The organism is Actinosynnema sp. NPDC020468 (assembly GCF_040642015.1).
Classification (GTDB): Bacteria; Actinomycetota; Actinomycetes; order Mycobacteriales; family Pseudonocardiaceae; genus Actinosynnema.
This window is the reverse complement of record NZ_JBFAEO010000012.1, coordinates 22,927-37,570: the sequence shown is the minus strand read 5'-3', so window position 1 is coordinate 37,570 and position 14,644 is coordinate 22,927. Positions and strand designations below refer to the sequence as shown.

General features: G+C 71.7%; 8 protein-coding genes. 7 read left to right on the top strand and 1 reads right to left on the bottom strand.

The genetic code is table 11. The features are described from left to right. Positions 1-56: 56 nt before the first annotated feature. The 7 genes from AB0G50_RS11320 to AB0G50_RS11290 all read left to right on the top strand — a co-directional run bounded on the left by AB0G50_RS11320 (position 57) and on the right by AB0G50_RS11290 (position 12,562). Complete coding sequence (locus AB0G50_RS11320) at positions 57-1,214, top strand: glycosyltransferase 87 family protein (protein WP_360105424.1); 1,158 nt, start codon at positions 57-59, stop codon at positions 1,212-1,214. A gap of 92 nt (positions 1,215-1,306) precedes the next feature. Next, a complete protein-coding gene (locus AB0G50_RS11315) occupies positions 1,307-2,332 on the top strand; it encodes a medium chain dehydrogenase/reductase family protein (RefSeq protein ID WP_360105421.1) in 1,026 nt (341 codons plus the stop codon). Positions 2,333-2,455: 123 nt separating this feature from the next. Beyond that, entirely contained in the window at positions 2,456-3,073 is a 618-nt protein-coding gene (locus AB0G50_RS11310) for a cysteine hydrolase (protein WP_360105418.1), read from the top strand. 275 nt (positions 3,074-3,348) lie between these two features. Further along, entirely contained in the window at positions 3,349-3,723 is a 375-nt protein-coding gene (locus AB0G50_RS11305) for an STAS domain-containing protein (RefSeq protein ID WP_360105415.1), read from the top strand. 4 nt (positions 3,724-3,727) lie between these two features. Next, the gene (locus AB0G50_RS11300) at positions 3,728-4,132 is read left to right on the top strand and encodes an ATP-binding protein (RefSeq protein WP_360105412.1); all 405 of its coding nucleotides are present in this window, start codon (positions 3,728-3,730) and stop codon (positions 4,130-4,132) included. A gap of 12 nt (positions 4,133-4,144) precedes the next feature. Continuing rightward, positions 4,145-6,646, top strand: a complete 2,502-nt coding sequence (locus AB0G50_RS11295) for a sensor histidine kinase KdpD (RefSeq protein ID WP_360105409.1) — start codon at positions 4,145-4,147, stop codon at positions 6,644-6,646. Positions 6,647-7,387: 741 nt separating this feature from the next. Continuing rightward, positions 7,388-12,562: an NACHT domain-containing protein gene (locus AB0G50_RS11290; protein ID WP_360105407.1), complete on the top strand. Its 5,175-nt coding sequence runs from the start codon at positions 7,388-7,390 to the stop codon at positions 12,560-12,562. Here the strand turns inward: AB0G50_RS11290 and AB0G50_RS11285 are convergent. Further along, positions 12,528-14,642: a hypothetical protein gene (locus tag AB0G50_RS11285; RefSeq protein WP_360105404.1), complete on the bottom strand. Its 2,115-nt coding sequence runs from the start codon at positions 14,640-14,642 to the stop codon at positions 12,528-12,530. The genes AB0G50_RS11290 and AB0G50_RS11285 overlap by 35 nt on opposite strands. Between the last annotated feature and the right edge of the window lie 2 nt (positions 14,643-14,644).

Below are 14,644 nucleotides of genomic sequence, written 5' to 3'. Positions count from 1 at the left end.
TCGTGCGTCGGCGTGTTGACCTGAGGCATGGCTTATTCCTGTGCTGCCTGGTGGTGATGGGCGTGATGGCGGCCGTCGTGGTGGCGGGGTCCGGTGACGGGCTGATCGACCTGCGGGTGTACCTGGTCGGTGGCGAGGCGTGGTTGCGGGGGGTTCGGCTGTACGCCGAGGGGTTCCCCCGGCCGCTCGAGGGGCCGGCGTTGCCGTTCACCTACCCGCCGTTGGCCGCGGTGCTGTTCAGCGGGTTGGCCGTGCTGCCGTGGTCGGTGGCCGTGCTGCTGTGGACGGGCTCGGGGTTGTTCCTGCTCACCGCGGTCTGCCTGGTCGGCGCGCGGCAGGTGTGCGGGCCCGGCGTGCGGGCGGTGGTGGTCGGGACGGGGCTGGCCTGCGGGGCGCTGCTGCTGGAGCCGGTGCGGAGCACGCTGTCCTTCGGGCAGATCAACCTGCTGCTGCTGGGAGTGGTGGCGCTCGACTGCCTGTCGCCGCGGCCGCGGTGGCCGCGGGGGCTGCTGATCGGGTTCGCCGCGGCGATCAAGTTGACGCCCCTGGTGTTCGTGCTGTTCTTCCTGCCGCGCAAGCAGGTCAAGCCGGTCCTCACCGCGCTCGCCTCGTTCGCCGGGTTCGGGCTGGTCGGCTTCGTCGCGGCGCCGACGGACACCCTCCAGTACTGGTTCGAGTCGTTGCTGGACCCCGGCCGCGTCGGCGGGCTCGCCTACGTGTCCAACCAGTCGCTGCGCGGTTTCCTGAGCCGGCTGTCGTTGCCGGAGGCGGTGGGGTCGGCGCTCTGGGCGGTGCTCGCCCTCGGCGTCGTCGTGCTGGTGTGGTCGGCCGTGCGGCGGGCGGGGGAGAACCGGGTGGCGGCACTGCTCGCGGTCGCGGTCGGCGGGTTGTTGATCTCGCCGGTGTCCTGGTCGCACCACTGGGTGTGGGTCGTGCCCGGGTTGCTGCTCGGGATCGGGCGGCACCGGTGGTGGGCCGCGGGGGCGGCGGTGCTGTTCGCGGTGGCGCCGCTGTGGTGGATGCCCAGCTCGTCGGACGCGGAGCTGTCCTGGAGCTGGTGGCAGCACGTGGTCGGCAACTCCTACGGGCTGGCCGGGGTGGTGCTGCTGGTGGCGCTCGCCCTGCGGCGCGTCGACCCCGTCGTGCCCGTGGAACCCGCCGCGCCCGTCGTCCCGGATCGGCCCGCCGTCGCCGATGTCGGCGCGGTGGAGTGACTGGCCAATCACTCATTCTTGACATCGCGTGTTCGCGGGGTGTTGACTCGGCCTGGAAAGAGTGATTGACCAACCACTCACTAGGAGTCGAGATGTCCGCCGAACAGCTGCTCGAAGTGGTCCTGCCCGGTGTGGTCGAGCCGGAGGGGCTCCAGGTGCGGCGACGCGAGGTCGGGCGGCCGGGCGCGGGGCAGGCGCTCGTGCGGGTCGAGGCCAGCGGGGTGTCGTTCGCCGAGCAGCAGATGCGGCGCGGCAAGTACTACGACCAGCCCGCGTTCCCGTTCGTGCCCGGCTACGACCTCGTCGGCACGGTGGTCGAGGTCGGCGCCGGTGTCGACGCGCGCCTGGTCGGCGGGCGGTTCGCGGCACTGACCAAGGTCGGCGGCTGGGCCAGCCACGTGCTGCTGGACGCGGCGGACCTGGTCGAGGTGCCCGACGGGGTCGACCCGGCCGAGGCTGAGACGTTCGTGGTCAACGGGCTGACCGCGTGGCGGATGCTGCACGGCGTCGCGCGCGTCCGGTCCGGGCAGACGGTCCTGGTGCACGGCGCCAACGGCGGTGTCGGGTCCACGCTGGTGCAGTTGGCCGTGCTGGCGGGCGCCCGGGTGATCGGCACCGCCTCGCCGCGCCACCACGACGCGGTGCGCGCGCTGGGCGCGATCCCGGTCGACTACCGCGACGACGTGCGGGCCCGGGTCCGGGCACTCGCGCCGGACGGCGTCGACGCGGTGTTCGACCACGTGGGCGGCCCCGGGCTGGTCGACTCCTACCGGCTGCTCGCCCGCCGCGGCACGCTCGTCTCCTACGGCACCGCGTCCACCCGCGACGAGGCGGGCTCGTCCCGGCTGCCGGTGCTCAAGCTGTTCCTCCGGCTGCTGTGGTGGAACGCGCGACCGGACGGCCACCGGGCCGGGTTCTTCAACATCTGGGCCGGTCGGCGCGACGCGGACAGGTTCCGCGCCGGGCTGCGCCGCGACCTCGGCGAGGTGTTCGGCCTGCTCGCGCGGGGCGAACTGCGGGCGCAGGTCGCGGCACGGGTGCCGCTGGAGCGGGTTGCCGAAGCGGTCGCGCTGGCCGAGTCCGGGACCGTGGCGGGCAAGGTCGTGCTCGTGCCGTGAGCGGCGCCGACAACCCGTACGTCGCATTGCCGTCGTCCGGTCGGCCCCGTTGAATCGGGCCGGACACCGCCGCGCCGAACGCCGCCGCGCCGAACCCCGCGCGCCGAACCCCGGGAGCCACCCATGACCGAGCTGACGCTGGACCCCGCCACCACCGCCGTGGTGCTCATCGAGTACCAGAACGACTTCACCTCCGAGGGCGGCGTGCTGCACGGCGCGGTCAGCGGCGTCATGGAGCGCACCGGGATGCTGGCTCGGACGGTGGAGCTGGTCGCGGCCGCGCGGGCGGCGGGCGTGACGGTCATGCACGCGCCCATCACCTTCGCCGAGGGCTACAACGAGATCTCCGCCCACCCGTACGGGATCCTCAAGGGCGTCGTGGACGGCAAGGCGTTCGTGAAGGGCAGCTGGGGCGCGGCCATCGTGGACGACCTCGCGCCCGGTCCGGGCGACATCGTGGTCGAGGGCAAGCGCGGCCTGGACACGTTCGCCAGCACGAACCTGGACTTCATCCTCCGCAGCAAGGGCATCACCACGATCGTGCTCGGCGGCTTCCTGACCAACTGCTGCGTCGAGTCGACCATGCGCACCGGCTACGAGAACGGCTACCGGGTCGTCACGCTGACCGACTGCGTCGCCGGCACGTCGGACGAGGAGCACGACAACGCGATCAAGTACGACTACCCCATGTTCTCGGTGCCGGTCACCGCGGAGCAGGTGATCTCCGCGCTGATCCGGTGACGGGCGGTTTGAGCCGGGCCGGCGGCGGGCACCTCGAGACCAGGGGTGCCACGTTCCGCCGGGGAGGTCGAGGCCGGCGCGGGACGTGCGGATAGGGTCGGGTCGCGGGGTGGCCCGGCCGTCGGGCGGACATCCCACTACCCGACGCGCGCGCGACCACCTGATCGTTTGTCGTGCGGCGGTCCCGACCGTGTGATCTCCTGGGAGGACGGCGACGTTGAGCCACCAGCGCGCCCACTTCCACCCGCGAGGATGAGTCACCCAGGATGGCACTGATGACGTCAACAGGACGCACCGGAGGGTTGGACACGACCACTCGTCGGATCGCCGACGACCTGGTCGTGCTGACGGTGCGCGGCGAGATCGACATCGCCACGGCCGAGGGCCTGCGCACGCCGCTCGTGGCGTTGGCGGGTGAGTCGCCCTGCGGTGGCGTGGTCGTGGCGGACCTCGGCGAGGTCGGGTTCTTCTCGTCGGCGGGCATCGAGGCGCTGCTGGTCGCGCACGAGAAGCTCAGCCACAGCGACGGCCTGCTGCGCGTGGTGACGGCGCCCGTCGTCCGGCGCGCGCTGGTCGCGGTGGGCCTGCACCGGGCGCTGGAACTGCACGACTCGTTGGACACGGCGCTCGCGACGCGGGGGAGCGGTTGATCGGATGCTCCTCGAACCGCCGAACGCCGGAGACACCGCCGACGGTGACGTCCTCGCCCTGGAGGTAGACGGCGCCGACCTCGCGCGCATGCGCCGCCGGGTCGCCGAACAGCTGAGCGACCTCGACCCGGAGTTCGTGCAGGACGTCGAGCTCGTGTGCACCGAGCTGGCCGCGAACGCGTGCGACCACGCCGAGGGCCCGCACCTGCTGGTGCTGCGCCGGCACGTCGCCGAGGTGCGCGTCGAGGTGAGCGACGGCAGCCCGGACCGGTCGCCGCAGGTCGGCGCGTCCACGCTCGGGCCGCACCGGGGTCACGGCATGCGGATGGTCGAGTCGTTGAGCAGCTCGTGGGGCATCCGGGTGGCCGACGACACCAAGACGGTGTGGGCCGAGTTGCCGATCGCCTAGCACACTGGGCTGGTGGTGACCGGACGCAAGCGCGGCGAGCTGCGCATCTACCTGGGCGCGGCGCCCGGTGTCGGCAAGACGTTCGCGATGCTGGGCGAGGCGCATCGGCGGGTCGAGCGCGGCGCGGACGTGGTGGTCGGGCTGGTCGAGACGCACGGTCGGGCCCGGACCGCGGCCCTGCTCGACGGCCTGGAGCAGCTGCCGCAGCGCGAGACGTGGCACCGGGGCGTGCGACTGGCCGAGCTGGACGTGGACGCGGTGCTCGCGCGCTCGCCCGAGGTCGTCGTGGTGGACGAGCTGGCGCACACCAACGCGCCCGGCTCGCACAACCTCAAGCGGTGGCAGGACGTGGAGCAGCTGCTCGACGCGGGCGTGAACGTGCTGTCCACGGTGAACGTGCAGCACCTGGAGTCGTTGAACGACGTGGTGGAGCGCATCACCGGCGTGCCGCAGCGCGAGACCGTGCCGGACGAGGTGGTGCGGCGCGCCGAACAGGTCGAGCTGGTCGACCTGACGCCGGAGGCGCTGCGCCGCCGGCTCGCGCACGGCAACGTCTACGCGGCGGACAAGGTGGACGCGGCGCTCGCGAACTACTTCCGGGTGGGCAACCTGACCGCGTTGCGCGAACTGGCGCTGCTGTGGGTGGCCGACCAGGTCGACGTGGCGTTGCAGCGCTACCGCAGCGAGCAGCACATCACCGAGACGTGGGAGGCGCGGGAGCGCGTCGTCGTGGCGATCACCGGCGGTCCGGAGAGCGACACGCTCATCCGGCGGGCGCGGCGGATCGCGGTGCGGGCGGGCGCGGAGCTGCTCGTGGTGCACGTGTTGCGCGGCGACGGGCTGGTCGGCGTGCCGCTGCAACGGGTGGCCGGGTTCCGGCGGGTGGCCGAGGACCTGGGCGCGACGTTCCACAACGTGGTGGGCGACGACGTGCCGTCCGCGCTGCTCGAGTTCGCGCGCGGGGTGAACGCGACCCAGCTGGTGCTGGGCACGTCGCGGCGGTCGCGGTGGGCGCGGGTGTTCGACGAGGGGATCGGCTCGGCCGTGGTCGGTCGGTCCGGGTCCATCGACGTGCACATGGTGACGCACGACGAGGCTCGGCGCGGGGTGCGGTGGGGCACCGGCTCGCCGTCGCTGCGCGGTCGGCGCCGACTGGTGGGCTGGCTGCTGTCGGTCGCGGCGCCGTTGCTGGTGACCGGGATCGGGACGTTGTGGCGCGACGACCTGTCCTCCGCCACCGACCTGATGGGGTTCTTCCTGGCGATCGTGGTGGTCGCGCTGGTCGGCGGGCTGGGTCCGGCGCTGGTGGCCGCGTTCTTCGGCGCGGGCCTGCTGAACTACTACTTCACCGAGCCGCTCTACAGCCTGACCGTCGCGGAGCCGGAGAACCTGGTGACGCTGGTGGTGATGGTGGTCGTCGCGGTGCTCGTGGCGCTGGTGGTCGACCGGGCGGCGCGGTTGGGCGAGCAGGGCGCGCGGGCGCGCACCGAGGCGGCGTTGCTGGCGTCGTACTCGCGGACCGTGCTGGCGGCGGCGCACCCGTTGGCCCGGCTGCTGGAGAAGGTGCGGGAGAACTTCGGGCTGGAGTCGGTCGCTTTGCTCGAGCGGTTGGACGGCGCGTGGACGCGGGTGGCGTGCGTGGGCGCGCGGCCGTGCTCGGAGCCCGACGAGGCCGACGTGGACGTGCCGGTGACGGCGAACGTGCACCTGGCGCTGCGCGGTCGGACGTTGCCGGCGGCGGACCAGCGGGTGCTGGAGGCGGCGGCAGGTCAGGCGGTGCTGGCGTTGCGGCAGCAGCGGATGGCGGCGGAGGCGGCCGACGCGCGGCGGCAGGCGGAGACGACGTCGTTGCGCACGGCGCTGTTGTCGGCCGTGGGGCACGACCTGCGCACGCCGTTGACGTCGATCAAGGCGTCGGTGGGCGCGTTGCGCAGTCCGGAGTTGACGCTGTCCCCGCAGGACGTCGCGGAACTGCTGGAGACGGTGGAGGTGTCGGCGGACCGGCTGACCGCGTTGGTGGACAACCTGTTGGACTCGTCGCGGTTGGCGACCGGCGCGGTGACCCCGTTGCTGCGCCCGGTGACCTACGACGAGGTGGTGGCCCGCGCGCTGACCGGTCTCGACCGGGCGGACGAGGTCCTCGTGGAGGTGTCCGAGTCGTTGCCGCCGGTGCTGGCCGACGTGGGCCTGCTGGAACGCGTGGTGGCGAACGTGATCGACAACGGCCTGCGCCACGGCCGAACCCGGGTGGCGGTCCGGGCCAGCGCCCACGGCGCCCGCGTGGAACTCCGCGTGGTCGACCACGGCCCGGGCCTGCCCCGTGACACCGCCTCCACCGCCTTCGCCCCGTTCCAACGGCTGGGCGACCGCGACGCGACCCCGGGCATCGGCCTGGGCCTGAACGTGGCCAAGGGTTTCGTGGAGGCGATGGACGGCGTGATCACAGCCGAGGACACCCCCGGTGGCGGCCTCACGGTGGTGGTGTCGCTGCCGTGCGCGGGTGAAGACGCGTGACGTCCTCCCCGTGGGGCTGCCCGTCACGCAGATCGATCTTCGTCCACGGGGCACCACCTCGGTGCCGGGGCCGAACGACGGCGGCAGGTTGTTGCTTGTGGTGAAACGAAATCGGCGCTTGAGCGCGAGTTCGGCGGCCACCACGTCGGCGTGCCCGGCCTCCAGCACTGGACGGGCGTGGCGCCGTAGCGGGACGTGCGCCCTGACCCGGGCGGCGTCACCGTGCCCGAACTCGAGCAGGTTCTGGTGCCGCACCAGGTAGAGCAGGTGCGTCCGGTCCGCTTTGGCCCGGTGCGCGCGTGACGCGGCTTCCGGCGGGCAGACCTCGCACTCGGTGCGCCCACGGGTCATCAGCCGGCCCGTGCCGCACACCTCGTGCCGTGCGACTTGATCAGCGGAATTGCCTTGCCCTCGCCGAGAACCTCCGGTTCCACCGACGACCGCTCGTCCGGACACAGGTGGCACCGAGTCTTCCAACCCTTGGCACACAAACGTTCCGCACCACATCGCGCGCACCGCAGGATGTGCGTGTTCCCGAACTCCGCCACCACTTCCATTCGCCGGCCGACGAGTTCGGCACCCGGCCCGCAGTGGTTGTGCCAGGCGATCGCCGTCGGCCGCAGGACAGGTTCCGGACAGTTCGCGCACACCTGCACATCCGCCCCCATCGGGCCACCATGTCGCACCTCTCGCGGCCCGCGATCGTGAGACCATGCCGGGTCGGGAGAGAGGGGACCACGAGTGGAACCTGTGCCGGGCAACCAGATCGGCGGCGACGTCGAGGGGATCAGCGTCCAGGCCGGGTACATCGGTGGCGGTGTGCATTTCCACTCGACGGGGAAACCTGTCGTGGTGCCGGCCCCGCGCCCGGCTTCTCTCGGGTGGTCCGATCTCCCGGAGCTGCCGGACGGCGTGCGGTCGTTGATGGCGGCGCAGGTGCACCTCGCGCAGGACTCGACGTACAAGCTGCGCGGGGCTCGGCGGCCGCAGTTGGACACGGTGTACGTGCGGCAGGAGTTGGGCACCGCGGTCGAGCGACCGGAGCACGAGTCGTGGCCGGTGTTGGACAAGCACGACCACCTGGTGAACCTGCCCGCGGCGCCGGCGATCCGGGTGTCCGTGCGACCGCCGTCGCGGACCGTGCGGGACGTGCTGGACCAGGACGAGCACCTGCTGGTGACCGGCGGCCCGGGGCAGGGCAAGTCGACGCTCTCGCTGCGGCTGGCCGCGGACGTCGTCGGGCGGTGGGAGGATCCGGACGCGGACACCCCGTTGGCCGAGTGCGTGGTGCCGTTGCGGCTCACCGCGAGCACGTTGGCGGCCCGGTTGGGCGTGCCGTTCCCGCGGGCGTTGGCGGACAGCGCGAGCACGGAGTACGGCGCGCTGCTGGGCCCGCCGATCGACGCGGCGGTGTTCGGTGACCGGGTGGCAGGCTGTCGGTGGTTGCTGCTGGTGGACGGGCTGGACGAGATCGTCGACACCCAGGAGCGCGACACCCTGGTGCGGGTGTTGGCGCGGTGGGCGGGCCACACCTACCGGGTCGTGCTGACCACTCGGCCGATCGAGGGCACCGCGCTCGCCCCGTTGCACCACGCGAACCGGTACGAGCTCCAGCCGTTCGACGAGGAGGCACTGGAGCGCTTCGCGCGCAACTGGTTCCCGGAGGCCGACGCGGAGCGCTTCCTGCACCAGGTCCGGGACGCGCACCTGAAGGAACTCGTCCAGGTGCCACTGCTGGCCACCATCGCGGCGATCGTGTTCGAGCAGCACACCGACCGGCCGCTGCCGGACAACCAGTACGAGCTGTACGAGGCCTACCTGACGTTCTTGTGCGCGGATCGCCCGGCAGGTCGGTTCGAGGCGCGCCGCACCGCTCTGCTGGAACACCTCGGCCGCACCCGGCTGGAGTCGGACACCCCGTTGACGGAGGCGGCGCAGGCGTGGGTCGACACGCCGGACCGGGTCGAGCTGATGGCGTTCCTGGTGTCGGTGGGGCTGTTCACGATCAGGAACGACGACGTGTCGTTCCTGCACCACAGCTTCGCCGAACACCTGGCGGCGACGGCCAGGGCCCGCGAGCTGCCGGAGGTGTTCGACCCGGCGCACGACCTGGTGGACCACCTCCTGCACGTGGCGAGGTCCTGGGAGCCCGGGCGACACGCCCGTGCGGTGCTGCTGCACTACACCCGGCTCCGACCGGACCAGGCCGACGCGTTGATCGACCACCTGCACGCGCAGGGAGCGGATCAGCACGTGCTGGCGGCGCGGCTGTTGGCCAACCACGCCCCCGTGAGCGCCGAGGTGCTGACCGCGTTCCTGGTCACCGCCCGGTCGTGGGCGATGGTGTCGGGTTATCCGGGCACCACGGTTCTCGGGAGGGTCAGCCGGGCCGGGTACCACCGGGGACTGGTCGCGTGGCTGGCGGACCTGATGCGGGACGAGGCCGCGCCGTGGTCGTCCCGGGCGTCGGCGGCCACCGCGTTGGCCAACCGGTTGCGCGGCGCGCACACGGCGGAGGCGTTGGCGTTCCTGCGCGAGGTCGTGGACGACGCCGGTGTGCCCGTGCGCAACCGACTGGTCGCCGCGGAAGCCTTGGCGCAGAGCGGACCTGACGAGCGGGCGGTGTCCGAGCGGGGGTTGCGAGCGGTGCTCGCGGACCCGTCGAGCAGCGGCGCGAGCCTGCGCACGGCCGCGGTCGTCCTGTCCGCGTTCGGCCGCGAGGCCAAGGCGATGGCGGCGCAAGCGTTGTCGGTGGCTCTGGACAGCGGGGAACTGCCCACCACGGACGTGGTGCAGGTGGCCACCGGCCTGGTGGAGGTCGGGGCGGAGTTCGCCGAGCACGGTGCGGAGGTGTTCCGCGCCGTGCTGCGCGATCCGGTGTTGAGCCTGACCGGGCGTTCCGCGGCGGCCAAGGCCTTGGCGTCGTTGGGGGCTACTCGACCCGATGAGGCCGCTGACGCGTTGTTCTCCTTGAGCCGGGATCTGCGCCTGTCTCATTCCGACCGGGTTCGGGTGGCGTCCGCGGTGGCCGACCTCGGCCCGCGCTTCCAGGAAGCGGCGGGCACGCGACTGGTGTCCCTGCTGACCGAACCGGGCGTCAGCCCCTCGGAGCGGGTGTACTGCGCCGACGACCTCGCGAGATTGGGTGGAGAGTGGAAGCGGGAGGGCATCCCGATTCTGCGGGACGCGCTCCTGGACCCCGGCACGACCGCGTCCGACGTGTTGTGGGCGTCGGTGTGGCTGGCCAAGCACGGACCGGACTTCCGTCAGGAGTGCGGTCGTGCGCTGCGCGGGTTGCTCGTGGACCCGTTGATCGCTCCTGCTCGCCGCACCCGGGTGCTGAGCGCCTTGATCGACCTCGGTGAGCCCTTCCGCTCGCCGGCGTTGGACATGATGCTGACGGAATTCTCCGATCCGGGTACGGATCACCGGAGGGTGCCGCACTTGGCGGGGCAGTTGGTGAACTGCGGACCCGGCTTCCACGCGATGGCGGTGGAGCGCTTGGTCGTGGTGGCGCGGCACCACCCGGATCCGCGCTTGGTCGTGGAGGCGTGGCAAGAGTTGGTGCGCCTGCGGGAGGATCTGCGTGACGAGGCGTGTGCGGTGTTCCTCGACCTGGTGCGCGGGGATGATTCGGGTGTCGGGATTTCCCACCGGGTCGCCATCGCCTGGGGCACGGCGCATGATCACGACGCGGTGGCGGGATCCATGTTCGAAGTCCTGGACGATGCGGCGCGCACGGCGACGGTTCGGCTGTCGGCCGCGCTGGGGCTTCTGCATCTGGGCAGGGGATACGAGCACCGCGTTTGCGACGCGCTCGTCGAGATGTGCGCTGACCGCCACGGGCAGTTGGTCGACCTGGGTCGACTCGCGAATTGCCTCACCGATGCCGGCATCGCGTTCCGCGATCGGCTGGTGTCCGCACTTCGATCCGTGATCGCCGATCGGCGATCACCGTCCGCGCGGGTGTGGCAGGCGGTCCGGGCGCTGGACGAGTTGGGAGTGGGCGGGGATCCGGACGTGGTCCGCGCGTTGAAAGGCCTCCTCGCGGACAGGTCGATCGAGGCCGGGCGCAACGACGACGCCGCGGTGCTGCTCGCGCGCTGGTCTCCGGAGGACCTGGAGGTCGCGGTGGCGTTCGTGACCGATGTCCGCTGGTCGATGCGGGACGACTCGTGGAGGGTGGCCTGTCGGACGATCGCCCGGCTGGGAGGTGACGTGACCCGGCGGTTGCGCGCGATCCACGGTGATCCCGACAGCGGGTGCTACCAGAGGGTGCTGGCCGCACAGGTGCTCGCGGACCTGGGGGAGGTCGGGATGTCGTCCTGGCTGCGCAGCGAAGCGCGGAACGAGTGCTCGCCCTACTTGGACCGCTCCGGCATGTACGGGTACCTGGTCGAGGCGGATCCGGCGATGCGGTCGGAGGCGGTGACCTTCGAGTCGCGCGTGGTGAACGACGACGACGAGGAGATCGCCACCCGCTGCATGGCGGCCAGCCGACTGGCGGGGTTGGACCGGACGCAGGCCGGGACAGCGGTTGCCGCACTTCGACGGTTCGCCTCGGGGATGACGTTCACCGCGTCCGAGAAGGCGACCGCGGTGCTGTTGTGGGACAACACGGTGTCTTGGCGGGACGACGAGATGCTGCACCTGATCCTCGGCGCCGCTCTGCATCGCGCGATCGCGCCGAACGCCGGCCTGCTGCGTCGACTGCCACTGGAGTGGCGCAAGCACGCCGAACATGCCTTGTGGGTGGACGACTACTCGTGGATGTCGGATCGACGCCTCACCGGGCGGTTCCGCGACAGGTCGACCGTGAGGCGGGCGGAGGTGTTCGTCCGCGAAACCCTGACCGCCGCCGAGAGCAGCCTGTCGGAGCGGGTGTCGGCCGCCGGCGTGCTCGCCTCGCTGTCCGCCGAGTGCAGGGCTGAGGCAGTGGACGTGCTCACGACACTGGCGGCGCAACCGCGTGCGCGATTCGCCGCGTGGTCGGAACTGTCCGCCCTTGGTGCGGAAAGTCGGGGTCGTGTCCTCGACCAAGCGGAAGAATTGGTGGTGGACGGCTCCGCCGGATTCTCGGTGCGGTGGAGGGCGGCCCAATTGGCGCAGACTTTGGATTGGGCTCCATCGCCGTCGGTGGCGGCCTTCTTCCGCCACGTCGCGCGAGGGGAGTCGGGCTCGGAGCAGCGCCGGGTGACGGCGTTGTTCCGGCTGAGACTCCTTGACGGCTTGGCCGGGCTCCGGGCGATCAGGGACGACGTGCGGAGCTCGACCGTCCTGCGGTGGAAGGCGGCCGACGTGCTGGGAGCACGCACGATCGAGGACCGCCGGGCCGGTGCCGCGGTTCTCGGTGCGATCGCGCGGGACCGGGCGGTGCGCCCCCGCCTGCGGTGGGCTGTGGCCGAGGACCTGGTCGGATTCGGGGCACAGGGCCGTGCGATGGCGTTGGACGCCCTTCAGGACTTGCTGGTCGACGAGTCGGTGCCACTGACCACGAGGGTCGCAAGTGCCGGAACCCTCAACAGGGTGTTCCCCGGGCGCCGGCGACAGGTGCTCGACAGGTTGCGGGCGTTTCTGGTGGGTGCCGAACCCACGCACCGCAGGCTCGTTTTTCTGGCCATCGGCGAGGCTCGTGCGGACGAAGGCGCCGAGGGTCTCCGGGAGATGGCGTTCGATCCGGCACTGAGTCCCTGGGAGCGGCTTTCGTGTGCTGTGGGGATGGTCGACCTGCGCCGGGATCAAAAGGAGTTCGGTGCCGTGGTCGCGAGGGAGATCGCGTTCGACGACGCCGTCCCGCGGCATATCCGGGATGACGCCGCTTGTCACCTGGCGTGGTGGAGTCCGGTGATGAAGGAGGACGCGCGGGCGTTGTTGAAAACGCTCAGGGGCGTTTCCACTGGCGGGGGGCGAGGTTGAGGCGGGTGCAGGCTTGGTTGCCTGCTTCGTGGCCCAGGGTTCGGTAGGCCTCGAATTGTTCGTCGGTGAACATCTGGCGGCCGGTGGAGTGGTTCGGGAAGCGGGAGTCCCTGGCCTTGAAGGCGTGTAGGTCCCACGTTGCGGTTGGGGTCAGGACGGCTTTGGCGTAGACGAGTTTGCCCTCCTGGGCGCCTGGGTTGGGGTAGCGCATGGTGCCTTCCACCGTCATCTCCTCGCTCATGCCGTCCTCGTTCGGCAGCACCGGGCGGGGGTTCAGGGTGATGTCCACGTTCAGTTCGCTTCTCGCCAGCGCGATGGCCCGGCCGATGTCCAGGCCGCCGCCCGTGGTGTCGCTGCTCGCGTCGAAGCACAGGATGTGCGTGCAGCGGCGGCGCAGGAGTTCGACCAGGCCCAGGTTCTCCCAGTGACCGCCGTCGGTCAGGTAGATGTAGCGGTGGGTGGATTTGGCTGCTCCCAAGGCTTCCCGCAGCACGTACCACGCTCCCGGTTCCAGCCAGCCGCGTTTCACCGCGCGCCACGCGCGTGACCAGCCGGTGGTCGGTTCCACGGGTGCGCGCCACGCCTGGTGCAGCGGGTTCTTGATCCAGACGCCCAGGCGGACGTTGGTCAGTGCCATCAGGAAGCGCAGCGGGGGATAGGTGTACCGGCCCATGAGGGGGGACAGGGCGGCGCCCGAGACGGCCATCAGGGACGGCAGGGTGAGTTGGGTGCCGGCCAGGCCGTCGCGCTGCTCCATCCGGAACGTGTCGTCGTAGTCGAACAGGGGGCCGCCGCTGCGGTCCTGCTCGAAGGTGAACGACTCGGCGAAGCGGCCGACCGGGACGTCGTCGGTGGTCAGGTTCACGGCGCAGCACACGACGAGTTTCGGCATGCGCGTCAACGGTTTCAGGTCGGTGAAGTACAGCCGCTCGCGGAAGTCTATGGGTTGGGCGACCACCCGGCCCTGCTCGTCGCGGGTGCGGTGCAGGGCGAACGCGCTGTTCAGGCGTTCCCGGTAGAACAGGTGCATCGAGTAGCGGCGGTTGTGCACGAAGACCGCCATTCCCAGCAGCACCAACGCGAACGCCGTCACGCCGATCGCGTCGGACCACGAGTGCAACCCCGTGCGGGCGGAGTGCTCGAGCGCGGACAGCAGTGGCACGAGCAGCAAACCCGCGCCCGCCAACGAGGACAGCACCAGCATCGCCCGCCGGGCCCGGAACCGGTTGCTCAGCACCAGCGCCACGCCCGCCAGCACCAGGGACACCAGCAGCCACAGGAACGCCATCACCAGCCGACCCCACGTGGTGTGGAACAGCGCCGGGTCCTCGTGGAAGACGGCCGCCAGCACCCACGTCGAGCCCGCGCCGTACGCCCGGGCCAACGGCGGCAGCGCCATCGCGACCAGCAGCACGCCCGCCGACACCAGCAGGCGGGACGCCACCTTCTCCGCCGCCGAACCACCGTAGTCGCCCGGGTCGTCGTTCTTGAACCACCGCCGGTACAGCACCAGCAGCAGCGCCGCGAGCACCGCCGCCGCGACCGCGCCCACCAGCACCGCCACCAGCACCGAGTGCGGCGGGCGCAGGCCGTTGAGGCGCAGGTCGGACAGCGGAACGCCCACCGACCACAGGCCCCACCCGGCCAGCCGCCCGACGATCACCGCCGTCAGCACGAACGGCACGTAGTTGACCAGGAAGCCGTAGACCACGCTCGCGAGCATCCACAGCTTGCCGACCCACCCCGGCGCCAGGTAGTCGGTGTGCTGGCGCAGGTAGCGCTCCTCCGGCGACCCGCTGCCCCACGGCGGTTTCCCGTTGGCGAACTCCGGGTCGACGCGCGCGGCCGAGATCGCGAGCGCGCTCGCCACGTAGTTGCCGCCCGACACCGCCGCCAGGTACTCGGCGTTGTCCATCAACCCGTTCTCCTGCAACGCCTGCATCGCGCCCAGGTTGAACGCCGCCGAGCGGATCCCGCCGCCGGACAGCGCGATCCCGATCCGCGGCCCCTCGGGCGGCGGCGCCACGTACTCCGCCGACACCCCCGGCATCGGCTTGTTCGTGCGTGGTGCCACGGCCACGG

Excerpts from the sequence above, each read along its gene's own strand:
- AB0G50_RS11320 (WP_360105424.1), top strand. The coding sequence starts at position 57 with ATGGGCGTGATGGCGGCCGTCGTGGTGGCGGGGTCCGGTGACGGGCTG.
- AB0G50_RS11315 (WP_360105421.1), top strand. The coding sequence starts at position 1,307 with ATGTCCGCCGAACAGCTGCTCGAAGTGGTCCTGCCCGGTGTGGTCGAG.
- AB0G50_RS11310 (WP_360105418.1), top strand. The coding sequence starts at position 2,456 with ATGACCGAGCTGACGCTGGACCCCGCCACCACCGCCGTGGTGCTCATC.
- AB0G50_RS11305 (WP_360105415.1), top strand. The coding sequence starts at position 3,349 with ATGACGTCAACAGGACGCACCGGAGGGTTGGACACGACCACTCGTCGG.
- AB0G50_RS11300 (WP_360105412.1), top strand. The coding sequence starts at position 3,728 with ATGCTCCTCGAACCGCCGAACGCCGGAGACACCGCCGACGGTGACGTC.